Here is a 21946-nt window from a genome sequence, read left to right as displayed (position 1 = left end):
GCGGAGTCTCGCCGAGATCCACATCGCGGGCATCCCCGTCGACTGGTCGCCGTGGATCACCGGCGCACGGCTCCTGGAACTGCCCACCTACGCATTCCAGCGGGACCGTTACTGGCTTCCGAACACCACCACGGCAGACGTCGGCTCCGCAGGCCAGCGCACACTGCGGCACCCGCTGCTCGGCGCCGCCATCTCACTGGCGGGCAGTGACGACACCGTGCTGACCGGGCGCATCTCCCGGACCACTCATCCGTGGCTTGACGACCACGCTGTCCATGGCGCTGTTCTCCTGCCGGGTACGGCCTTCGTGGAGATGGCACTGCGGGCCGCTGACGAGGTCGGCTGCGAGGTGCTGGAGGAACTGACACTGCACGCGCCACTCGTTCTGCCCGAGCGCGGGGAGGTGGACATCCAGGTGCGGATCGGGGCCGCGAACGGCACCGGGCGCCCGCTGGAGGTCCACTCCCGGCCGAGTAGTGCCGACGGCGTGGCGGGCTGGACCCACCACGCCAGCGCCGTCCTCGATGCCGTGGGCACCGCGGCACCCGTCGGCGACAGTCCGCTGGGCGGTGCCGTGTGGCCGCCCGCCGGCGCCGAGCGGTTGGACATCGCGGCCCACTACGGCACGTTGGCCGACGCGGGTCTCGAGTACGGCCCGGCGTTCCAGGGCCTGTCCGGTGTGTGGCGGTTCGGCGAGGAGATCCTCGCGCAGGTCACCCTGCCTGGTCGGCAGGCCGAGGACGCGCAGCGGTTCGCCCTGCACCCCGCCTTGCTCGACGCGGCACTTCAGGCCGCGGCCGTGGACGGACTCGACGGCCGTACCCCGGTGCCCTTCGCCTTCGGGAAGGTCACCCTGCACGCGCGGGGCGCGGACGAGGTGCGCGTCCGCGTCACCCCTACCGGCGACGACACGTTCACGGTGGAGGCCGCCGATCCGTCCGGCGCGCCGGTCGCCCGGATCGACTCGCTCCTGGTGCGCCCGATGACGGCTGCCGACCTCGCCACCGCGGTCCCCGCCACCGGGGAGCTGCTGTCCGTCGCCTGGTCGCCGTACGCCGTTGAGCGGAACACTCCGGAGGCGGACGGCCGGGCGAGCGCGCCGGACGTGACGGTGCTCAAGGTCGGCGGCGGGCAGGACCACGCCGGTGACGAGGCAGCCAGGACGCGGGCGGTGCTGCGGGACGCCCTCCGCGAGTTGCAGGAGTGGCTGGCCGGGGACCGGCCCGCCTCGGCGCGCCTCGTGGTGCTGACCCGCCACGCCGTGCTCACCGGTGCCGAGGAACCCGGCACGACCCTCGACCTCGCCCACGCGTCCGTGTGGGGACTGGCCCGGTCCGCTCGCGCCGAGAATCCCGGCCGTGTCGTCCTCCTGGACGTCGATGCGGACGCGGACGAGGAAGTGGGCCCGGACGACATCGATGCCGTGCTCCGGGAAGCGCTGCGGACGGAGCGGCCCGAACTGGTCCGGCGCCGGGACACCTGGTACGTGCCCGCCCTGCACCGCCAGCAGGGCGGACCGGCCGACGCCACGGCCGCGGCTCTCGGCGCGGGCACCGTCCTGATCACCGGGGGGACGGGCGGGCTCGGCGCCCAGGTGGCCCGGCACGCCGCCGGGCTCGGCGCCCGGCACCTGCTGCTGGTGTCCCGGCGCGGCCCCGCGGCCGAAGGCGCCGAGGCACTGCGGGACGAACTCGTCGCCGCCGGGGCGCGGGTCACCGTGCTCGCCTGCGACGTGGCCGACCGCGGCGAGCTCGAACGGGCACTACGGGGGCTGCCGGAGGAGTACCCGCTCACCGCCGTGGTCCATGCCGCCGGGGTGCTCCGCGACGCCCTCGTCGAGTCCATCGACGCGGACGGCCTGGAAGCCGTGCTGCGGCCGAAGATCGACGCCGCCGTCCACCTGCACGAGCTGACCGCGGGGGCGGACCTGTCCGCGTTCGTGGTCTTCTCGTCCCTCGCGGGGGTGCTCGGCAGCGCGGGCCAGGGTGCCTACGCCGCCGCCAACGCGTTCCTCGACGCACTGGCGCAGCGGCGCCGCGGTGCCGGCCTGCCAGGTCTCTCCCTCGCCTGGGGCCTGTGGGCCGAGGCCACCGGCATGACCGGGCACCTCGGTGACGCCGAGCTGGAGCGGATCAACCGCGGTGGCGTCGCCGCTCTGAGCACCGAGCGGGGGCTCGGCCTCCTGGACGCCGCTCTCGGTCGGGACCCGGGCGACGGGCTGCTGCTGGCCGCCGCCCTCGACGAGACCGTGCTGCGCGGCGCCGACCCGGGCCTGCTGCCCCCGCTGCTCGCCGGCCTGTTCCCGCCGCGCCGCCGCGTCACCACGGCCCGCTCCGGGCGTTCCGCCGGCGCAGCCGGGCGCATGGCGCCGGACTCGCGCGAGGCCGTGGTGGACCGGCTGCGCTACCGGTTCGCCGGCACCATGGGCTTCGACGTCGCGGAGGTCGACACCGGCGCCCCGCTTGTCGGCCAGGGCCTCGACTCCGTGATGGCCATGCAGATCCGCGGCCTGATCGAGTCGGATTTCGGGCAGAGCCTGCCCGTCGGCGCGATGTTCAACGGCGGCAGCATCGGGAGTATCGCCGACCTGCTCATCGCGGGCGCCGCCGGGGGCACCGGCCCGGAGGCGACCGCTGCCGGCCGCACCGACGCGGGCCAAGACGCCCCCGGTGTCCCGGAGTTCGTACGCCATCCCGCCACGTCCGACGTCGTACGCCTGCTGCGCACCGAGCAGCACGGTACGCCGAGCGTCACCCACCACATCGGCCTCGCCGTGCGGCTCACCACGCGGACGACCCGGGAGCGCCTCACCGAGGTGCTGACGTCGCTCGCCGGCCGGCACGCCGCGCTGCGCACCGCGATCGTCCCGGACGCCGAGGGCGGACCGCAGTTGGAGGTCCGGCGCTCCCTCGACGGGGACCTGCTGCGCTGGTCGCCGGTGGACGCGGACACGGACGTGGACGTGGACGAGCGGCTGCGGGCGCTGATGGAGCCGCCGTTCGATCTGACCCGGGCCCCGCTGTGGCGGTTCGAGCTGGTGGACCACCCCTCCGACGGCCAGATCCTCGTGTTCGGCGCCCACCACGCGGTATCCGACCTGGCCTCGCTGATGCTGGTGGCCGGCGGGCTGGGCGCGGGCCTGTCCGGCGCCCAGCCACCCGCCGACGCCACCAACCAGGACATCGACCTGCTGCTGCGGGCCCAGGCAGCAGGGCCTGCGGACCGGCTGGGCGCCCCGGACGACTGGCGCGAGGACTTCGCCGGGGCCCGCCGTCTGGACCTGGAGGCCCGTCCGCGACCCGCCGAGCGGTCCTTCCGCTCGGCCATGCACCTGGCGGAGCTGCCACCGGACCTCCGGGAGCGGGCGGAGGCACGGGCCAGGCGCCTCGGCATCACACCCGCCGCCTTCTGGCTCGGTTCCCTCACCGCGTATCTCGCCCGGCTGCGCGAGCGCAACCGTTTCGTCCTCGCGGTCCCCGTGGACACGCGCATGCATGTCGGCGCGCTCGACGCGGTGGGGTACTTCGGTCTGCCCATTCCGTTCGCCGCCCAGGTGGAGGACGGTGACACGCCCACCGACCTGCTGCGACGCACGGACGCCCGGCTCAGCCGGGTCCTGGAGCGCGGCGTCACCTTCTTCGACGCGATGTCGACCCTGGTGGAGCAGGGACTCCACCGCAAGGACGCGCCCCTCGTCGAGGTCTACTTCAACTACATGCCGCCGCAGGCAGGCGCCGCCGAGGGTCTGGACATCGTCCCGGCAGGAACCGGCTATTCCGACCTCGACCTGATGGTCACGGTGATGCCGGGCCTCGGAAAGATCGGCCTCGATTACAACACCGACGTCCTCGACGAGGCCGGCAGCGCGGATCTGGCGTGCGGCTGGCTCGCTCTGGCCGCCGAGTTCGCCGAGGGCTCCGACACCCCCCTTTCGGTGACGGAGGCACAGGACGCGGCCGCCGAACGCCGGCCGGGCCCGCAGGTCGCCGTCGCGGCCACCTTCTCGCTGGGCAACCTCCCGGCGATGCTCTCGGTCGCCCTGGAGGACGCCGGCGTCGAGGGCGGCCCCTTCGCGGTGGTGGAGGCCCCCTACCACCAGGTCCTGGCGAGCCTGCACGACCCGGGCGGCGTCCTCGCCCAGCCGGCAACCGTCGCCGCCCTGGTCCTTCTGCGGCCCGGCGACCTGACGCGTTTCGCGGACGGCGACGACGGCGGCGAGCTGCTCACCGCACTCGCCGCCGAGTACCCCGCCGCCCTGCACGCCCTCGCCGACCGCACCCGCGCCCCGCTCGTCGTGGCGTTCCTGCCGGAGCACACCGCCGACGCACGGCTGCGCGAGTGGGAGCGTCAGGTGACGGATCGCCTGGCGGACCGGCCGGGGATCGCCGTCCTGCCCTCGGACACCTGGGAGGACGAGGGCTTCCCGGTGTCCGACGTCTTCGACGCGCACACCGACGAACTGGCCCATCTGCCCTTCCAGGAGGAGTTCCAGGCGCTCGTGGCGCTGCGGCTGGCCGACGTCGTCTGGAAGGTACGCCGCCGGGCGCCCAAGGTGATCGTCGTGGACGGGGACGAGACGCTGTGGAGCGGTGTGGCCGGCGAGATCGGCCCCGAACACGTCGACTTCACCGGGGCTCGCGCCCTGCTCGCCCGGCGGCTGCTGCAATGGCGCTCGGCCGGCGTGCTGCTCTGCATGGTCTCCAACAACGACGAGGAGACGGTCCGCCACATCCTCGAGCGGCCCGACAGTCCCCTGCGCGCGGAGCACTTCGCCGCGATCTCCGCGGCCTGGGAGCCGAAATGGACGCGGATCGCCAAGATCGCCGACGATCTGCGGCTCGGTCTCGACAGCTTCCTCTTCCTCGACGACAACCCGGTCGAGATCGCCGCCGTGCGCGCCCAGTTGCCCGACGTGCTGTGCGTCACCTGCCCGAGCGCGGACGAACTCGGCGGCTTCGTCAGCCGGTTGTGGCCGATGGTGCCGCGGGCCGCGACGGCGGAGGACTCCGCCAGGGCCGACTTCTACCGGCAGGAGCAGGTGCGCGAGGAGAGCCGCGCCGCAATGGGCTTCGCCGAGTTCCTGGAGAGCCTCCAGCTCGAACTCGACATCCAGCCGGCGTCCGAGGAGACGGCGGAGCGCATCATCCAACTCAGCAGGCGCACCAACCAGTTCAACCTGCGGCCGCGGCCCCTGGACGCCGCCGAGCTGACGCGGCTGCGGAAGGACGGCGAGGTGTGGACGGCCGGCGCCCGCGACCGGTTCGGCTCCTACGGGCAGATCGGTGTCCTGGCCGTCACGATCGACGGGGACACGCTCGAAGTCGTCGCCTGGATGATGAGCTGCCGGGTGCTCGGCCGCGGCGTGGAGGACCGGCTGCTGCGGTGGCTGGCCGACCGGGCCGAGGAGTACGGGTGCGGCACGGTGCGCCTCATCGCGGAGCACACGCCCCGCAACGTTCCCGCCCGGCGCCTGGTCTCGCGTCTGGGTGGCGGTGACGTCGAGGCACCGCGCCTGGAGGCGGTGGTGGAAGTGGCACAACTCAGGGAGTTCCGTTCCTGGGACACCGGATCGGCCAACGCAGTGGAGGTCAGCAATGCCTGAGGCGGGCAGCGGCACCAGCCGCAACCGCGGTGTCGGCCGTCGACCCGAGGAGGAGGTGATCGAGCGGCGCCGCCCTGGGCGCGCCCAGGCGTCCGACCTGCTCGCGCGTTTCGGGCGGTCGGCCGAGCGGGCCGGCCCGGCACCCGACACGGGGCTGGCGGCGACCTCCCGTGACGCGGAGGCCGCCGCGGCCGCGGCACCCCCCGGTGTCGGCGAGGTCGCAGTGGGCATCGCGGCCCGGGCCGCCCGCTTCCTGGCGGGGAGCACCCCCGACGCCGAGACCGACCTGTTCGACGCAGGCCTGTCGTCGGTCGACGCGGTCGAGCTTCTCGCCGTCATGGCGCGCGAGTTGGACGTGCGGGTGAGCCTGGACGACTTCTTCGCCGACGCGCGCCCGCGTCGCCTCGCGCAGCGGTGGGCCGAGGCCGCCGGACTGCCCACGGCGGTGGTGCCGGACTCCTCGGCGGAGACCCCCTCGGCGGACGCCTCCTCGCCGACCGCCGCCTCCGCCAACCCGGCGCCGGTCGTCGTGCCCGCCGCGTCCGCCGCACCCCCGGCCACGGGCCAGGCCTCCCCGGCGATCGCCCCGGTCGTCGTCCGGGGCTCTGCCGGGACGGCGGACGAGGACCTGGAGACGATCCTCTCCGACCTCGCGCTCGCCGACCGGTTGCCGTTCAGCCGCCAGGCCGAGCCCGTGGTGCCACGCCGCATCCTGCTCACCGGCGCCACCGGCTACCTCGGCAGCCACCTGCTGCTCGACCTGCTGCGGCAGGCAGACGCCCATGTGGTGTGCCTGGTGCGCGCCGCGGACGACGACGCCGCCGAACGGCGCCTGGCCGACGCCCTGAGGAGCTTCGAGCAGCCCTGGTCGTCGGAGGTCAGGCGGCGGGTCACGGTACTGGCGGCCGACCTCAGGCGCCCGCACCTGGGCCTGTCCGGCGAGCGCTGGGCGGCCCTGGCCCAGGAGATCGACTCGATCGTCAACGTCGCCGCAGCCGTCGACTTCCTGCGCGGCTACCCCTCGCTGCGGCAGACCAACGTGCTCGGTCCGCTGGCGCTCGCCGAGCTGGCCATGACGGGACGCCCCAAGCCGCTGCACCACGTGTCGTCGGTCGCCGTGTTCAACGAGGTGGGCATCGAGAAGATGGGCGAGGACGACCCGGTCGCCCACATCGACCGTCTCTTCGCGGGCTACGACAAGTCGAAGTGGGCCGCCGAGGCGGTCCTGCGACGGGCCCGCGAACACGGGCTCAGCGTGACGATCCTGCGCCCGGGGGCGATCGCCGGCCACACCCGTACCGGCGTGTACAACCCGCGCGACCTCAGCACCGGGCTGATCGGGGCGTTCTCCCGGTACCGGACCGTCCCGGCCTTCAGGTCCATGAACCTGGCGCCGGTGGACTGGATCAGCAAAGTGATGGCCGCGGTGGTGTTCGACCCCTCCGCATGGGGCCAGAACTACCACCTGACGGGTCGCGCCGAGACGCTGCCCGAGCTGGTCAACGACATGAAGCTGGCCGGCATGAACGTGGGAGTGGCCGACTGGCGCGACTGGCGGGACGACCTGATCCAGCGGCACACGGCCGAGCCGGTGCCCGAGCTCGACTTCCTGATCCGTATCCTGCGCAGCCCCACCGCGATGAAGCTGTTCGAGGCGCTGATGCTCGGCCCCGAGGCCGGCATGGAACGCACCGAGCGGTTCGTCCACCGGCACCGGCTGCCGATGCCCGAACGGTACGGGGCCCAGGCCCAGCTGAAGGCGTTCGAGCGGATGGCGGAGAACGGCGTGGCGCGGCTCCCCAGCCCCGAGGACGCGCCCTACCTCTCCTTCCGGGAGCGGACCAAGGGACACGTGGGCCCGATCGGGGAGGACCGGGACACCAGGTGCCGTATGGCCCTCACGCTGTCCATCGCGAGCATGTACCAGGTCGTACGGCACCGCAGGATCGACGTCCGGGGCGAGGTGGCGTGCGAGCGGCTGCACAGGGAGCCGCTCAGGGTGGAGACGGGCGAGATCTGGGTACGGCCCGACGAGGGCGTCCCGCTGCGGCACGGCGGCGACCACCCGCTGCTGCGCTACCGGATGGTCCTGGTGGACCGGGACCACGGCCGCTGGTGGCTGGAGGGCTGGAAGACCGCCCGCGCCGGCCGCGACTTCTGGAAGCAGACCCGGACCATCGAGGTCACCATCGGGCGCGAAGGAGAACCGGCGAGCCTGGCCGGTGTCGTCAGGGTGCCGGGCAAGAGCTTCGTCCCGGACCAGATAGACGGCATCCGGGTCGATCCGCGGTTGTCGTCACAGGAGCAGCGGCTCGCCAAGCTGACCTGGCTGTCGTGGTTCTTCGTGCAGGTGGGCATCGGTCTCGCGGAGCCGTCCCTGCGGATGGCCGCCGAACTCCTCGATCTGCGCCGAGACGCGATCGACCGGGACAAGGACAGGCTGCAGCACAAGATCAGGAAGCTGATGATCAAGAGGGAGCAGACCCGATGACGCTGAGGCCCCTGCACCACGCATACGGGGACCGGGTCGAGGACATACCCCTGACCGCCTCCGACGGCACGGAACTGGGTCTGTGCCGGATCGCTCCCGAGGACGGTTCCGCCGACCGCCCGGCCGTCCTCGTCCTGCACGGTCTCACCGCCTCGGCGGACATGTTCACGCTGCCCGAGACCCGCAACCTCACCGATGTCCTGCTCGACGCGGGATACGAGCCCTGGCTGCTCGACTGGCGGGGCAGCTGCCGCCTGCCGTACAACGAGGGCCGGGTGCGCTACACCTTCGACGACGTGGCGCTCTACGACATCCCCGAGGCGGTGTCCCTGGTCAGGAAGCGGATCGGCAACCGCCAACTGCTGGTCGTCGCCCACTGCATCGGCGCGATGTGCCTGTCCTTGAGCATGGCGGCCGGCCTCGTGCCCGGCCTGGCCGGCGTCGTCGCGCAGGGGGTGTTCCTCACGCCGAAGATGTCATGGAAGACGCGGGCGCGGCTGCACTTCGGCGGGGAACTGCTCCGCTCCCGCCTCGTCAACATTCCCACCGACTTCAAGAAGGTCGGGATGTGGTCGAAGCACTCGCTGATCTTCGCGGAGGTCTCGCTCGGCGCCGAGTGCAAGGACCCCAACTGCCAGATCCTGCAGAACGACTCCTGGGGCGTGGGCGGTTCGCTCTTCGTCCACGACCATCTGGACGACGCCACCCATGACCGCCTGGCCTACCTGTACGGCACGGTGCCGATGTGGATCCTGCCGCATCTGCGCAGCATCGAACTGGCGCACACGGTGATGCGGTACAACGACGCCGACGGGCGGTACGACGCGCTGCCCAAGAACGCGCTCGACAACGCGGGCAAGTTCGAGACCCCGCTGCTGCTGCTGTCCGGCAGCGACAACCGCTTCTGGTACGACTCGAACCAGCTCTGCCGCGAGGTCCTGTCGCGCCGGTACCCGGAGATGGACGTCCGCTACGTCGAGGTGCCGGGGTACGGCCACCTCGACACCTTCATCGGCCGCAACGCGGCGCTGGACGTGTTCGGTCACATCGTGGACTTCCTCGACGAGTGCCGGTCCGCGGGAACCCCGGTGTGACGGCGCTCGACAGGAAGCGGAAGTCGATGACGCCGGCTGACAGGCAGCCGGGTGCCGTCCCGTCCGGCACGCGGCTGCTGATGCCCCTCATCCTGCTCGCCGTCTTCACGGTGCCCCTGTCGGTGTCCGGCACCGCCGTGTCGCTGGGAGACATCGCGGACGACCTGGGCAGGTCGCCGACAGGTGAGCAGTGGGTGCTCAACGGATACAACCTGGCCTTCGCCTGCTCCACGCTGGTCTGGGGCTCGGTCGCGGACCTCGTCGGGCGCTGGCGGGCGTTGACGATCGGCCTGCTGACCTTCGGCGCCGGATCGGGGATCAGCACGGTCGCGACGGACTACCTGACGCTGGACGGGGCCCGGCTGGTGGCGGGCGCCGGTGCCGGTGCCGTCTTCTCGGTGGGCACGGCGGTGGTGTCGTCGTCCTTCGAGGGCGACCGCCGCACCAGGGCGTTCGCGCTGCTGGGATCGGTGGCGGGCCTCTCCCTGGCCTTCGGGCCGTCCCTGTGCGGCCTGCTCACCGAAGCCGCCGGCTGGCAACTGGTCTACGGCTTCCAACTGGCCTGCCTGGTCGTCGCCTGCGCCGGCATGCCGCTGATCCGCACGGCGGTCACCCACGAGAGGGGCCGGGCGGCCCCCTTCGACGTGGCGGGAGCCGCGCTCTTCTGCGCGGCGACGAGCCTGGTACTCGGGGGACTGGCGCTCGGCTCGGCGAGGGGGTGGCTCTCCCTCCCCTTCCCGCTGTGCATGGCCGCCGGGATCGCGTGCTACGGCCTCTTCGGATGGCGGGAGTCCACCGCGCCGAGGCCGCTGCTGAGCCTCGGCACACTGCGGAACCGGCGCTTCCTCGGCCTGACGCTGGTGATCGCGGTGGCCTCCTTCACCTTCACCAACGCGGTCGCCTACCTGCCGGTCTTCTTCCAGGGGGCGTACGCCTCCTCCTCCGGTGCCAGCGGTGTGTTCCTGATGTTCATGACCGTGCCGGTGCTGGTCGCTCCCCTGATCGCCGGGCGCCTCGTCGCCCGGGGGACCTCCGTGGACACGATCCTGGCCTGGAGCGTCGCCCTGCTGGTCGTCGGCCTGGTGGCGACGGGCGCGACGGCCGAACAGGGCCTGGCCTGGACGACGCTGCCCATGGCGCTGCTCGGCGCAGGGTTCGGGCTCCAGGCCGGCCTGATCGACGGCGAGGCCCTGGCGCAGGTGCCGGAGGAGGAGGCGGGCATGGGCGCCGGATGGGTCAACACCGTCCGACTCGGCAGCGAGGCCGTCGCGGTCTCGCTGTTCGGCGCCCTGTTCGCCGGCTTCGCGGGGAGTGCCGCCCACGCCTCCCGACACGGCTTCGCCGTCATCACGATCGGCTCCGCCCTGTTCGCGGCGGCGATCGGCGTCCTTGCCCTGTCCCTCGTCCGTCGAGGCCGTAGGGACGCCCCGGCGGGCGGCTGGTCCTGACGCTCGTCAGGGCGGCCGCCGCAGCTCAGGAGCTGTGCGCGCCCACCCGGTGGAAGGCCGCGGCGTCGAAGGCCGCGTCCACGTGGTGTGCCGCCAGAGCGAGGCTCACACAGCAGACGACCATGAGGGCGGTACATGCCGCCACCGGTGCGCGGCGGGCCGGCACGGGCGGGGCGAGCAGCGCACTGACCCGCTGCGGCACCGGGCCGCCGGTGGCCGCGGGCGCCCAGGAGGGCGGCGAGGTGCCCGCGAGGGCGGCGCGGGCGATGGCCCGGGCGACGAGCGAGCGGTCCCGTACCGCTGTGACCGCGTCCTCGTCGGCCCACCTCTCCAGCGCGAACGCACCGGCACGGGCCAGCGGTCGGAGCAGCGGGTTGGCCGCGGCCAGGGCGTGGAAGGTCAGCAGGAAAAGGTGGTGGCGGTGTGCCAGATGGGCGCGCTCGTGGGCGAGCAGCGCCCTGCGCTCACCGGGGCGCAGGGCGCGCAGCATGCCGGCGGAGACGACCACCCGGCCGGGGGAGCCCGGCAGCGCGTAGGCCGTGGGCACCGGATCGTCGAGCACGACCAGATCGCCGGTGCTCGGCAGACCGCGGCATTCGCGACGCGCGCCGGCCAGCACAGCCACTCGCCGCCACACCGCGAACACCGTGACCAGGAGGCCGGTGGCCGCCGCGAGCGCGCACAGACCGGCCACCGGCCCGTGGACGGGGCTGTGCGCGGCCAGTACGTGTGGCGACCAGCGGCCCAGTTCTGCGATCTCCGGTATCTCGCCGACACGGGTCACGCCCAGCATCGCGAGCACGGTCAGCCAGGTGCCCGCGCCGAGCACCGCCACCGTCGCCAGGACCCAGGAGGCGGTACGCGGCGGCATGCCGCGGGCGGCGGCGGGCGCGGCCAGTACGAGGATCGTGACCACGAGCGCGGGCACGCACAGGGTGAGCCCCATGACGCCTCAGCCTTCCGGCTGCCCGCGCAGCAGCTGTTCGAGTAGTTTCTCGTCCTCTGCCGGCAGCTCCGAGACGAAACGCGCCAGCACCGCCGCACGGTCACCGCCCTGCTCCAGCAGTTCGCGCATGCCGGCTGCGGCGTGCCCGGCCTCGTCGCGCACCGGCGAGTACAGGTGCCCGCGGCCCGCGCGGGTGCGTACCACCAGGCCCTTGTGGTGCAGCCGGGTCAGGATCGTCAGCACCGTGGTGTAGGCGGGCTCACCCGCGACCTGTCCGCGGACGATGCCCGCGCCGATCGGCTCGCCGGCAGCCCACAGCGCCGCGAGGACCTCGCTCTCCAGTTCGCCGGGCGCTCGCCGGCCCGCCGCCGGACTGTCCTGTTCCGCCACGCTCGCCGCTCCTCAGCCTTACGCTGCCTGTGCGGCGGCGGGACCGTCGCGTGTCCTGCGCCGCGCACCTGGCGTCCACGCTACTACGCGGCCGCGTACCCGGACCCGCGGCCGCCGCGCCAGCCGGACGGCTGCGGCCCGCCGTGGTCACGCAGCGGCCCGACGCCGAGCCCGCGTTGCCGGCAGGTGTCGAGGAGCCGGGGGAGTGCGCCGAGGGTGTTGCGCCATGAGCCGGTGGCGGAGGTGCAGTCGGAGTCGTGCAGCAGGACGGTGCCACCGCCGCGCAGGTCGCGGGTGACGGTGTCGTACACGCTGCCGGGCGTGGCGCGCGCCCGCCAGTCCCTGCCCCACGCGGTCCACAGCACCGGAGTGAGGCCGAGCCGCCCGCACGCCAGATGGGTCGCGCCGGTCATGACTCCGTAGGGCGGCCGGAAAAGCTGCGGCGCTACGCCGGTCAGGTCGCCGATCAGGTCCCGTGCGCGTGCCAGGTCGTCATGGGTGGACCTCGGGCCGCGCGTCAGCAGCGGGCGGTGGGCCCAGCCGTGCACGGCGATCTCGTGCCCTGCCTGCGACATCTCGCGTACGAGCCCGGGGGAGCGCACCGCCATCGAGCCGAGCAGGAAGAACGTCGCCCGGAGCCCGCGGTCGTCGAGCAGCCGCAGGAAGTGCGGCGTCGAGAGGTGGTCGGGCCCGTCGTCGAAGGTGAGCGCGACATGTCCGCTGTGCCCGCGGCCGGCCAGGCGCGGCATCAGCCGGTTGCGCAGCGGACCGAAGGTACTGACGACAGGACCGGCCTGTACGGCGGCGACGGCGGGCAGTGCCACGGCCGACGCGCGCAGCACTGTGCGCAGTACGGGGCGCAGGGTCATCGCGGGTCTCCGTCCAGGAAGTGGGCGAGCGAGGCGAAGTGGCCGGGGGAGTCCCCGTACGCCTCGCCCAGCGGGGCTCCGATCCCCAGCAGTACGGTCAGCGCGGCGGTCAGCGCGAGGGCCCGCACCCCGCGAAGCGCTGCGGGGCGTGGCAGGGGACGTCCCGGAGACTTGCGGCGCGGCAGCGTTCGGGGTGTCGGCGCAACCGGTACCGGCACGGGGACTTTGCCCCTGGCGACCTCGGCGACCGCCGCCGCGGCGCAGACGCCGTCACGGAAGAGCGCACGGCCCGCACCACCGCCGCGCAGCAGGTCACGCAGGGCCGGGGCAAGGGCATCCGGATCCTTCACCCAGGGCGCCAGCCCCGCCTCGGCGAGGGCGGCGGCATTGGTCTGTCCATGGCCGGGTATGCAGCGGTAACTGAGCACGGGAAGCCCGGCGGCGAAGGCCTCGAGCGACGTCAGACCGCCCGCGTTCTGCACCAGTACGTCGCAGGCGCGCATCAGCCCCGGCATGTCGGCCACCCACTCGTGCACATGGGCGAAGCCCTGCGCGCGCAGGCGGTCGGCCAACCGCTCGTTGCGCCCGCACACCACGACCGGCACGGCTGCTCCGCAGTCCCGCAGGTCGGCCGCCGCCTGCTCGACCGCGCCCACACCCCAGGAGCCCGCCACGAGCAGCGCGAGCGGTACGTCCTCGGGCAGGCCGAAAGCCGTACGTGCCGCCGGCCGTTGCGTCGCCGACGCCGGGCCGAACCCGCGGCCCACCACCGGGGCGCACACCCGGACCCCGGCGGCGTTCAGTGCCGCCGCCTGCCGGGCAGGCACCTGATGCGCTGCCAGGTGCACATCGACGCCGGGAGCCACCCACAGGGCGTGCACCGAGAAGTCGGTCAGATATGTCACAGCGGGCACTGCCAGTTCGCCGCGCCGCCGCAGCGCACCGAGCACCTGGCTGGCGGCGGGGTATGTGGAGACCACGGCGGCTGTGTCCTGCGGTATCGCCCGCAGCATCCGCCTGCGGGCCGTCCGCAGCAGCGCCGCGACGGCAGGACCGGGTCGCGAACCGCGCTCGGTGGCAGCGTAGATGCGCTGGTAGCCGCCCGGTGCGCGGACCAGCAGCCGATGGTAGGTGCCGGCCAGCGCCGCGCCCAACCGCCCCGGCAACAGGTCGAGGAAGTCGTGCCTGTCCACAGTGAAACCGTCGTCGAGCAGCCGCTCGGCGAGCTGGTCGGCGGCACCGTCGTGGCCCGCGCCCACCCCTGCCGAGATGATCACGATCCGCGGCCGGGCGGGGCCGGGCGGCGCCGGTATGACGTTGACTGGCACGGCTGACGGCCTCCATGCGGGCGAGGGCAGAAAGGAGTCGCTTCTGGCTCGTCCGCGAGGTCCTGCTCCCGGAGCGCGAGGAAGCTGCGGTCCGGCGTGCGAGGGCACTGGGTCCTGCGGCGGGACAACGGATTCGAAACTACTACACGATGTAGAATCTGGGGAAGCGGCCTCGCCACCAGGGCCTTGAGCAGCCGTGGACGGCGCGTCGAGTGGTTCCCGCCGGCCGGTGCGGAAGAGTCGGCCACGGCGGGCACGCACGCGTCGGCGCACCGACGAGGCGAGGTCGCCGATGTCCGCGGACGGATGGTCCGGCCGCCGGCGAGGGCCCGGTGATCCACACCTGCGCTTCACCTGTGTGCGCTGCGGCGCGGCTCGGCCAGGCGGCATGGGTCATTCGGCCGGCAGGGCCGCCGAGGAGGGGTTTCCGCCGGATGCCATGGGCGTGGAGGTCATACGCCGGCGGCGGTGACGACGGCGTCGGTCGCGAAGCCGAGCAGCAGGCCGAGCAGGATCATCCAGGTGGTGAGTTCTTTGAGGGCGGCGCGACGGGCGACGGCGAGCAGTTCGATGACGACGTAGAGGATGGAGCCCGCGGCCAGTCCCAGGAAGGCGATCGACAGGGTGTCGTTGACCAGGTGCTGGCCGGTCAGGGTTCCGGCGAAGGTGGGGCCGCCGCCGATGAGGCCGAGCAGGGCCAGGGTGCGCCAGGACGGGCGTTCGCCTTCGGCGGCGAGCGGGGCGACGATGCCGAAGCCTTCGGTGGCGTTGTGCAGGCCGAATCCGATGATCAGCAGCACGGCCAGCGAGATCTCACCGGTGGCGGCGGAGTTGCCGATGGCCAGGCCCTCGGCGAAATTGTGCAGGCCGATGCCGGTGGCGATCATCAGCGCGAGGCTGCCGGCCTTGGAGCGCGTCGGCTGGGCCAGCTCGCTGACCGCGGCGGCGCCGGGGCCCTCGGAGAGGCCGGGGCGCTTGCGGCGGGCCATGAAGCGGTCCCAGTAGACGAGTCCGGCAAGGCCGAGCGCCAGTCCGGCGGCCAGGACAGTGCCGCCGCTGATCGCGGTTCCCCAGTGGTGGTCACTGAGCGCGGCGTCGGTGGGTTCCCAGGCCGCACTGAGCACGTCCCAGACAAGGAAGACCAGGATGCCGATGGCGACCGCGTTGAGGCCGGCCCTCAGCCGCGGCGCCGGGTTGCGGAGTCTGCCTATGGGCAGGCCGAGGTAGATGGTGAAGCCGGCGATGGCGCCGAGCAAGGCGATCTGGGACGACGACATGGGTGTGCTCCGAGCGGAGGGCAGCGTGGGGACGGCAGGGTGGATGAGACCTTAATTGAGCGAAGCCTTACCTAACAAGCCCGGTGGTTCCGCGCTCGGCGACGTTCTGCTGTGCACCAAAGTGCTGGGTCACCGGCAAGTGGCCCACGCGGGTGCACGCGGTGGTCAATCTCCCTGCGACGTTAGCGACTACAGCGCTGTAGACGCTAGTCTCGCGGCATGACAACTCCCACGACTACCGTGACCGAGCGGGGCGCTACGGGAAGCCGCCTGCTGAACAAGGTGCCCGAGGTCACGGTCTGGTTCTGGATCATCAAGATCCTCTGCACGACCGTCGGCGAGAGTTTCGCCGACTACATCAACACCACCCTGGGCTTCGGTCTGACCAACACGATGCTGCTGTTCACCGCGGTATTCGTGGTCGTGCTGACCTGGCAGTTCCGCACCAGGCGCTACAGCCCGTTCCCCTACTGGCTCACAGTGGTCGTAGTCAGTGTCGCAGGCACCCTGTACACCGACATGCTCACCGATCAGCTCCACGTCCCGCTGTGGCTGAGCTCGACGGTGTTCTCGGTCCTGCTGGCCGTCGTCTTCGGTGTCTGGTGGCTGCGCGAGCGGACCCTGTCGATCCACAGCATCACGACCTTCCCGCGTGAGGCGTTCTACTGGCTGACCGTCCTGGTGACGTTCGCGCTGGGCACCGCCACCGGGGACTGGACGCTGGAGCTGACCAGCTGGACGCCCGCGCAGTCGGTGCTGCTGCCCCTGGGCCTCATCGCGTCGATCACCGCGCTGTGGAGGTTCGGCGCCAACCCGGTCCTCGCGTTCTGGCTGGCCTACATCCTCACCCGCCCGCTCGGCGCCAACATCGGTGACTGGCTCGCCTCGCCGAAGACCGCGACCAGCCCCGGCGAGCCCGTCGGGTTGGGCCTGGGCACCTTCGCCACCAGCCTGATCTTCCTCAGCGCCATCCTGGCGACGGTCATCTACCTGTCGATCAGCCGCAGCGATGTCGCAGAAACCCACGAGATCACCCACCAGCCGTCCGTCACCACCAACGCGCGCAAGGAGCGCATCGCGCTGGGCGCCTTCGGCGCGATCGCCGCCGCCACCGTCGCGCTGATGATCTGGGCCCACAACCAGCCGCACGTCACCTGCGACCCGACCGGCCAGAGCGAGACGTTGCCGGCCTGCAAGAAGGCGGCACTGACCGCCCCGCAGACCGCCGCCGCGGTCGCGAAGTACGAGAGCCTCGCCCAGAAGGCGATCACCCAGGACCGCGCCGGGACGGCCGCGGCCTCCCACGCCACCGTGCAGACGATGCGCGACGACTGGGACGCCGACACCACCTCCCTGCAGGCGGTGAACAACACCACCTGGACCCTGCTCGACAACCAGATGGACGCGGTCCTCGAGGCCTACGCCATCGACCACGGCAACATCAAACCGGCCCCCGCCGCCGAACAGGAGAAGCAACTCGACGTCCTCCTGGGCGACCTCCGGAGCCACCACTTCTGAGTGCCTGACGCTGCCGGGGGAGCTGGGGAGGGGAGCGTCTCAGGGGGTGTCGTTCCTGAGCAGGCCCCCGTACCAACGGCTCACGGCGGGGTGGGGACCGGGAAGGGGAGGGGGCGGCCGACGTGACGTCGACCGCCCCTCGTCTCGATCGACAGGCCCTACTCCGGTGAGACGGGGTAGAAGAGGTGGGAAGCAGCGGTCAGCGCCTCGTCGTCCCGGTTCGGGACGGGGCGTGCCGCGCGGCGCACCCCGGACGTCCAGGGCTTCGCCGACGACCCGCGGACCGCTCCGCGGGCACGGACGCAGGGAGGAGGCGGAGGTGTCATGACTTCCGCGCACCACGGCCTGGAAGGAGTGCTGGCGGACCTCCTCCGGGTCAGCCACCGGGCGACGTTCGAGCAGTTGCCCGGCATGATGGAGGACACGGCGGCGCGGTCGGGGTTCTCCGGCGCGCGGCTGTTCGTGGTGGATCTCCAGCAGGATGTGCTGCGCGAGGTCACCGGGCGCGGCCTGAACGCCGGTGAGGGCGGCCAGGAGCTGCGAATCGACACCACGCTGGCCGGTCGGTCCTACCAGAGCACGCAGACCCTGGCCAGTGGCGACGGGCAGGACCTGTGGGCACCGGTCTTGGACGGCACCGAGCGCCTCGGCGTGCTGGGCCTGCACCGGGACAGCGGCGGCTGTGGAGAAACGGACCGAGGGGCACAGGACCGCGTGGCGGCCGGCGAGGCGCTGGCATCGATGGTCGGGCTGCTGCTCGTCTCCAAACGGAGCAACAGCGACTCCTACGCCCGGCTGGCCCGCACCCGGGAGATGCGCGTGTCGGCGGAGATGCAGTGGACGCTGATGCCGCCGATGGCCTTCGCCAACGACCGGGTCACCATCAGCGCCGCCATGGAGCCCGCCTACCAGGTCGCGGGCGACGGCTTCGACTACGCGGTTGCCGGCGACACCGCGCACCTGGCGATCTTCGACGCCATGGGCCACGACACCGCCGCCGGGCTGACCGCGAGCCTCGCCATGGCCACCAGCCGCAACCAGCGCCGGCAGGGCGCGGGCATCGCCGAGGCCAGCCAGGCGATCGAGCAGATGCTCGTCGGCCAGTTCGGGCACACCCGCTACGCCACCGGCATCCTGGCCGACCTCGATCTGAACACCGGCCTCCTGACGTGGGTGAACCGCGGCCATCACCTGCCGGTCATCATCCGCGGCGGGCGCTGGGCGACCAGCACCCACTGCCCGCCCGCGGGACCGATGGGCGCGGCACTGGGCCTGCCGGTCACGGTCTGCCACGACCAGCTGGAACCCGGCGACCGGCTCCTTCTGCACACCGACGGCATCACCGAGGCCCGCGGCCACGACGGGACGGAATTCGGCCTGGAGCGCTTCACGGACTACGTCGTCCGCCACCACGCCGGCGGCCTGCCCGTCTCCGAGATGCTGCGCCGCCTCATCCACGCGCTCCTCGACTACCACGAGGGCCGGCTGGAGGACGACGCCACCGTCCTGTTCTGCCAGTGGAACGGCCCCGCCTGACGGACGGCGGACGGTGCTTCGGCCGGCACCCGAGGGGGGAGGGCCGCCCGCCAGGCCATGGGCGGACGGTGGCCTGGCGGGCGAGCCTGTGATGCGCGCCGACGGCGGCGCGAGACGGTTGGCGGGGCCCGGGCGGGTATCCGCACCGGCAGGTGCGCGTCCGCATACTGCGAAGGAGAGAGCCTGTGCCGACCTCTGCGACGTATCGGCCCGGCCGGCCGCCCCTGGACTACGGCACCGTGCGCTTCCGGCGCTCGGCGTGGTCGGGCGCGCTGATCGGGATCGGGATCGCCGCTTTCGTGGACGAGACGGTCTTCCACCAGCTCCTGCACTGGCACCACTTCTACGACAGGTCCACCCCGGACGCGGGTCTGGTCTCGGACGGCCTCTTCCACGCCTTCGGCTGGTTCGCGGTGGTCATCGGCCTGGTGCTGGTGGCCGACCTGCGTCGCCGGGCCGCGCTGACCGGCCGGGGGCTCGCCGGTGGGATCCTGCTGGGCGCCGGCTTCTTCCAGCTCTACGACGGCACGGTCCAGCACAAGCTGCTCAGGCTCCACCAGATCCGCTACCACGTCGATGTGGCTCCCTACGACTGGACGTGGAATGTGCTGGCGGTGGTGCTCATCGCCGTCGGGGCGCTGCTGCTGCGCTCCGCGGCCCGCCGGCTGCGCGCGGACGGCGCCGGGGCCGACCCGGCCCCGCAGCAGGGGCCCGGCTGATGGCGCCGATGCCCATGCCCGCGGGCCGGTTCCCCGGTTTCCCGCACGTCCTTGCCGCACTTCTCGCCTTGGCCGTTGTCGCCGGCTATCTGCTGGCGGCGCGGCGCCTGCGCCGCCGGGGTGACGTCTGGCCGCCGGTCCGGGACGGCTCCTTCGCGGCCGGCGGGGTGGGGCTGGCCGCGGTGGCGATGACCCCGCCGCCGGGCGGGGGCTTCACCGGGCACATGGTCCAGCACCTGGTCATCGGCATGGCCGCCCCGCTGCTGATGGTGCTGGGGCGGCCGGTCACCCTGGCCCTGCGCGCCCTTCCCGCCGGCCGCGTCCGGCGCGGTCTGCCGGCCGCGGCACGCTCCCGCCCGGCGGGGTGGCTGCTCTTCCCGCCGACGGCCGCGGTCATCGACGCCGGCGGGCTGTGGCTGCTGTACCGTACCCGGCTGTTCGCCGACACCCACGACAGCCCCTGGCTGTCCGCCGCCGTCCACGTCCACGTCCTGGCCGCGGGGCTCCTCTTCAGCTTCGCCGTCTGCGGGCTGGACCCCGCGCGCCACCGCCGCGGCATGCCGCTGCGCGCCGCCGCCGGGGCCGCGCACGCGGTGCTTGCCAAGTCCCTCTACGCGGTCCCCCCGCCCGGCACCGGCCTGACCGCTCATGACGTGGCCCGTGGTGCGGAAGTGATGTACTACGGCGGCGACGTGATCGAGATCGCCCTCGCCGCGGTCCTGGCCTGGCAGTGGTACACCGCCACCGGCCGCCGCCTCGCCCGTTCCCTCGACGTGCACCGGCCCGCCGCGTCCGCGCAGCAGCCCGGCGAGAGGCCCGCCTGAGCCCCTGCCGCCCCGTCCCGCCGGGCCATGGAGGGCCCGTCTGCCGTTACCGGTCCGCGCCGGGGACGCCCGGCCGGCCCTCGGCCGCCGCATGCGGGCGAGGGCCGGCGGTTCTCCTCAGGCGGCGCGAGCTGCTTCGCGGACGGCCTCGGGGGCCTTCTTGTCCAGCGCCGCGCGGACCAGCGCGGCGGCCAGGACCGCCGGCTGTGCACCGTCCGCAGCGCGCAGCAGGCCCGCAGGAGTGGTCGGCAGGTCCAGGGCGCGGGCGCCTTGGAGGGCCTTGTCGTCGAAGAAGGGGGCCACCTGCGGCCAGACCGCCTGGGCCTCGCGCAGGAAGATGTCGGCGCCGGCGGGCCCGACACCGGGGAAGTCCTGAAGGGAGCGCCGTATCCCCTCGACGTCGCCGCCGGCCTGGTCGCGCAGCTTCCGCAGGTCGCCGCCGTAGCGGTCGAGGACCAGCTCCGCGCCGTCGCCGAGCTGGGTGGCGGTGCGCTCGTCGTAGCGCCGGTAGCCGCCGCGGCCGAGGGCGTCGACCCGCTGCTGCCAGGTGGCCTCCGCCATCCGGCGCGGGTCCCGCATCCCGGCCTCGGCCAGCTCCCTGGCCGTCGCGACGGCGATGTCCGCTCGGATGCGCGCGCTGAGCAGGGACGCCAGGACGAGCAGGCGGTAGAGGGGCTGCGGGGTGTCCTTGAGGCGGATGCCCGCCTCCTCCGCGTACGTACGGCCGTAGCGGTCCAGCAGCGCGTGCACGACGTCCCGCCGGGTGGTGGTGGCCATCGGATCCCACCTCCTGAGAGTGCGTACGACGGGCTGCTACCCGGGCCTTTCACCGTCAATCGTCACGCAGGTCCGTTTCGGAGGGCTGGTCGTTCAGGCCGCGCGCGCTCCGGCGCCAGGCCGCGCGCCGCCACCGGCGGCGCGCGGTCGAGGTCGGAGGCCGTCCCCGCGTGCGGGGACGTACGACTCCCACACCGGGGTCAGGGCGAGGTGACGAGCGCCTTCTCGACTTCGCGGAGGAAGTCGTCCAGGTCCTTCGGCGTACGGGAGGTGACCAGCGTCCAGCCACCGGTGTCGTCGCTGACCACGGAGCGGTCGACCCAACTGCCGCCGGCGTTGCTGATGTCGGTGTGCAGTGACGGATAGGACGTCAGGGTCTTGCCGCGCACCACCTCCGCCTCGACCAGCGTCCACGGGCCGTGGCAGATCGCCGCCACCGGGCGCCCCGAGGAGGTGAAGGCGCGGACCGTCTCGACGGCCTTGTCCTTCATCCGCAGGTTGTCGGCGTTCAGGGTGCCGCCCGGTATCAGCAGCAGGTCGTAGCCCGCGGGGTCGGCGTCCTCCAGGGTGAGCGTCGGGTTGACCTTCTTGCCCGGGTCCTTGTCGCCGACCAGGGTCTGCACCGGCTCGCCGGAGACCGCGGCCACATCGACCTCGGCCCCGTTCTCCCGCAAGTGCTCGACGGGTACGAGCAGTTCGTCCTGCTCCACCCCGTAGTTGGTCACCACCGTGAGTATCCTGCGCCCGCGGAGATCGTCCTTGGCCATGAGCTGCTCCTTTCCTGATCTCACTTCTGCTGGTGTCGGTCGTCGGAAGAGCCGGCGGAGTGGTGGGTCTCGCTCGCGGACGGCTCGTGCCACGAGCCGGCGCGCGGCTGCGGCTCCTGCGGTGGCATGGGCCTGCGCCGGGTGCGGCGGGCCCCGAACCAGAAGGCGGAGATGATGAGGGCCACCAGGCAGACGCCGATGGCCGTCGCCCAGCCTGCGCCGGTGGCACCCGCCAGATAGAGGGGCTGCGTGGTTGCTGCGTACATGGTCCACCTTCGGTGAGGTCGAAACGGGATCAGCGGGGCGACAGGGGAACCGCCGGGCGGGTGCGTGCCGGCGACACGTCCCTGCCACGGCTAC

Annotated in this window: 16 protein-coding genes; 8 read left to right on the top strand and 8 right to left on the bottom strand. The window is 73.0% G+C overall.

Annotated elements, in window-relative coordinates; translation table 11 throughout:
* From BUE44_RS21685 to BUE44_RS21670, 4 genes are all read left to right on the top strand, one after another.
* Positions 1-5602, top strand: a 5602-nt coding sequence (locus BUE44_RS21685; RefSeq protein WP_143172543.1) for an HAD-IIIC family phosphatase, incomplete at its 5' end; no start/stop codon positions are given.
* The gene (locus tag BUE44_RS21680) at positions 5595-8093 is read left to right on the top strand and encodes a thioester reductase domain-containing protein (protein ID WP_073500624.1); all 2499 of its coding nucleotides are present in this window, start codon (positions 5595-5597) and stop codon (positions 8091-8093) included. The genes BUE44_RS21685 and BUE44_RS21680, both read left to right, overlap by 8 nt.
* Positions 8090-9187: an alpha/beta hydrolase gene (locus BUE44_RS21675; protein WP_073500623.1), complete on the top strand. Its 1098-nt coding sequence runs from the start codon at positions 8090-8092 to the stop codon at positions 9185-9187. The genes BUE44_RS21680 and BUE44_RS21675 overlap by 4 nt, the downstream gene beginning before the upstream one ends.
* Before the next feature lie 26 nt (positions 9188-9213).
* Positions 9214-10635, top strand: coding sequence for an MFS transporter (locus BUE44_RS21670; protein ID WP_143172542.1), 1422 nt, complete (start codon positions 9214-9216; stop codon positions 10633-10635).
* A 25-nt stretch (positions 10636-10660) separates the two neighbouring features.
* Here BUE44_RS21670 and BUE44_RS21665 read toward each other — a convergent pair whose 3' ends face one another.
* The 5 genes from BUE44_RS21665 to BUE44_RS21645 all read right to left on the bottom strand — a co-directional run bounded on the left by BUE44_RS21665 (position 10661) and on the right by BUE44_RS21645 (position 15445).
* Positions 10661-11581 carry a M56 family metallopeptidase gene (locus tag BUE44_RS21665; RefSeq protein ID WP_073500622.1) on the bottom strand — a complete coding sequence of 307 codons (921 nt, stop codon included), beginning with the start codon at positions 11579-11581 and terminating at the stop codon, positions 10661-10663.
* A gap of 6 nt (positions 11582-11587) precedes the next feature.
* Positions 11588-11971 (bottom strand): BlaI/MecI/CopY family transcriptional regulator, encoded by a 384-nt coding sequence (locus BUE44_RS21660; RefSeq protein WP_073500621.1) that lies wholly within the window; start codon positions 11969-11971, stop codon positions 11588-11590.
* Positions 11972-12054: 83 nt separating this feature from the next.
* Positions 12055-12840 carry a polysaccharide deacetylase family protein gene (locus BUE44_RS21655; RefSeq protein WP_073500620.1) on the bottom strand — a complete coding sequence of 262 codons (786 nt, stop codon included), beginning with the start codon at positions 12838-12840 and terminating at the stop codon, positions 12055-12057.
* Positions 12837-14168 (bottom strand): MGDG synthase family glycosyltransferase, encoded by a 1332-nt coding sequence (locus BUE44_RS21650; RefSeq protein ID WP_073500619.1) that lies wholly within the window; start codon positions 14166-14168, stop codon positions 12837-12839. The genes BUE44_RS21655 and BUE44_RS21650 overlap by 4 nt, the downstream gene beginning before the upstream one ends.
* Positions 14169-14620: 452 nt before the next feature.
* Positions 14621-15445 carry a ZIP family metal transporter gene (locus tag BUE44_RS21645; RefSeq protein ID WP_073500618.1) on the bottom strand — a complete coding sequence of 275 codons (825 nt, stop codon included), beginning with the start codon at positions 15443-15445 and terminating at the stop codon, positions 14621-14623.
* 219 nt (positions 15446-15664) lie between these two features.
* Between BUE44_RS21645 and BUE44_RS21640 the strand changes: the two genes are divergently transcribed.
* From BUE44_RS21640 to BUE44_RS21625, 4 genes are all read left to right on the top strand, one after another.
* On the top strand, positions 15665-16963 hold the full coding sequence (locus BUE44_RS21640; RefSeq protein WP_073500617.1) for a COG4705 family protein: 1299 nt from the start codon (positions 15665-15667) through the stop codon (positions 16961-16963).
* A 324-nt stretch (positions 16964-17287) separates the two neighbouring features.
* Positions 17288-18499 (top strand): PP2C family protein-serine/threonine phosphatase, encoded by a 1212-nt coding sequence (locus BUE44_RS21635; protein WP_073500616.1) that lies wholly within the window; start codon positions 17288-17290, stop codon positions 18497-18499.
* A gap of 185 nt (positions 18500-18684) precedes the next feature.
* The gene (locus tag BUE44_RS21630) at positions 18685-19218 is read left to right on the top strand and encodes a DUF2243 domain-containing protein (RefSeq protein ID WP_079189935.1); all 534 of its coding nucleotides are present in this window, start codon (positions 18685-18687) and stop codon (positions 19216-19218) included.
* Positions 19218-20042 carry a cytochrome c oxidase assembly protein gene (locus tag BUE44_RS21625; protein WP_107415795.1) on the top strand — a complete coding sequence of 275 codons (825 nt, stop codon included), beginning with the start codon at positions 19218-19220 and terminating at the stop codon, positions 20040-20042. The genes BUE44_RS21630 and BUE44_RS21625 overlap by 1 nt, the downstream gene beginning before the upstream one ends.
* A gap of 117 nt (positions 20043-20159) precedes the next feature.
* Here BUE44_RS21625 and BUE44_RS21620 read toward each other — a convergent pair whose 3' ends face one another.
* From BUE44_RS21620 to BUE44_RS37925, 3 genes are all read right to left on the bottom strand, one after another.
* Positions 20160-20819: an HhH-GDP family DNA glycosylase gene (locus BUE44_RS21620; protein ID WP_073500615.1), complete on the bottom strand. Its 660-nt coding sequence runs from the start codon at positions 20817-20819 to the stop codon at positions 20160-20162.
* A gap of 200 nt (positions 20820-21019) precedes the next feature.
* On the bottom strand, positions 21020-21586 hold the full coding sequence (locus BUE44_RS21615) for a type 1 glutamine amidotransferase domain-containing protein (RefSeq protein WP_073500614.1): 567 nt from the start codon (positions 21584-21586) through the stop codon (positions 21020-21022).
* Positions 21587-21606: 20 nt separating this feature from the next.
* On the bottom strand, positions 21607-21852 hold the full coding sequence (locus BUE44_RS37925; protein ID WP_073500613.1) for a DUF6479 family protein: 246 nt from the start codon (positions 21850-21852) through the stop codon (positions 21607-21609).
* Between the last annotated feature and the right edge of the window lie 94 nt (positions 21853-21946).

The organism is Actinacidiphila paucisporea (assembly GCF_900142575.1).
In the GTDB taxonomy this organism is placed as follows: domain Bacteria; phylum Actinomycetota; class Actinomycetes; order Streptomycetales; family Streptomycetaceae; genus Actinacidiphila; species Actinacidiphila paucisporea.
Note: the sequence above shows the minus strand (reverse complement) of the source record. Positions and strands in the feature narration are given on the sequence as shown.

Bases quoted from the DNA above. Each gene is read 5' to 3' on its own strand.
- BUE44_RS21680 (WP_073500624.1), top strand. From the start codon at position 5,595: ATGCCTGAGGCGGGCAGCGGCACCAGCCGCAACCGCGGTGTCGGCCGT.
- BUE44_RS21675 (WP_073500623.1), top strand. From the start codon at position 8,090: ATGACGCTGAGGCCCCTGCACCACGCATACGGGGACCGGGTCGAGGAC.
- BUE44_RS21670 (WP_143172542.1), top strand. From the start codon at position 9,214: ATGACGCCGGCTGACAGGCAGCCGGGTGCCGTCCCGTCCGGCACGCGG.
- BUE44_RS21665 (WP_073500622.1), bottom strand. From the start codon at position 11,581: ATGGGGCTCACCCTGTGCGTGCCCGCGCTCGTGGTCACGATCCTCGTA.
- BUE44_RS21655 (WP_073500620.1), bottom strand. From the start codon at position 12,840: ATGACCCTGCGCCCCGTACTGCGCACAGTGCTGCGCGCGTCGGCCGTG.
- BUE44_RS21645 (WP_073500618.1), bottom strand. From the start codon at position 15,445: ATGTCGTCGTCCCAGATCGCCTTGCTCGGCGCCATCGCCGGCTTCACC.
- BUE44_RS21640 (WP_073500617.1), top strand. From the start codon at position 15,665: ATGACAACTCCCACGACTACCGTGACCGAGCGGGGCGCTACGGGAAGC.
- BUE44_RS21635 (WP_073500616.1), top strand. From the start codon at position 17,288: ATGACTTCCGCGCACCACGGCCTGGAAGGAGTGCTGGCGGACCTCCTC.
- BUE44_RS21625 (WP_107415795.1), top strand. From the start codon at position 19,218: ATGGCGCCGATGCCCATGCCCGCGGGCCGGTTCCCCGGTTTCCCGCAC.
- BUE44_RS21620 (WP_073500615.1), bottom strand. From the start codon at position 20,819: ATGGCCACCACCACCCGGCGGGACGTCGTGCACGCGCTGCTGGACCGC.
- BUE44_RS21615 (WP_073500614.1), bottom strand. From the start codon at position 21,586: ATGGCCAAGGACGATCTCCGCGGGCGCAGGATACTCACGGTGGTGACC.
- BUE44_RS37925 (WP_073500613.1), bottom strand. From the start codon at position 21,852: ATGTACGCAGCAACCACGCAGCCCCTCTATCTGGCGGGTGCCACCGGC.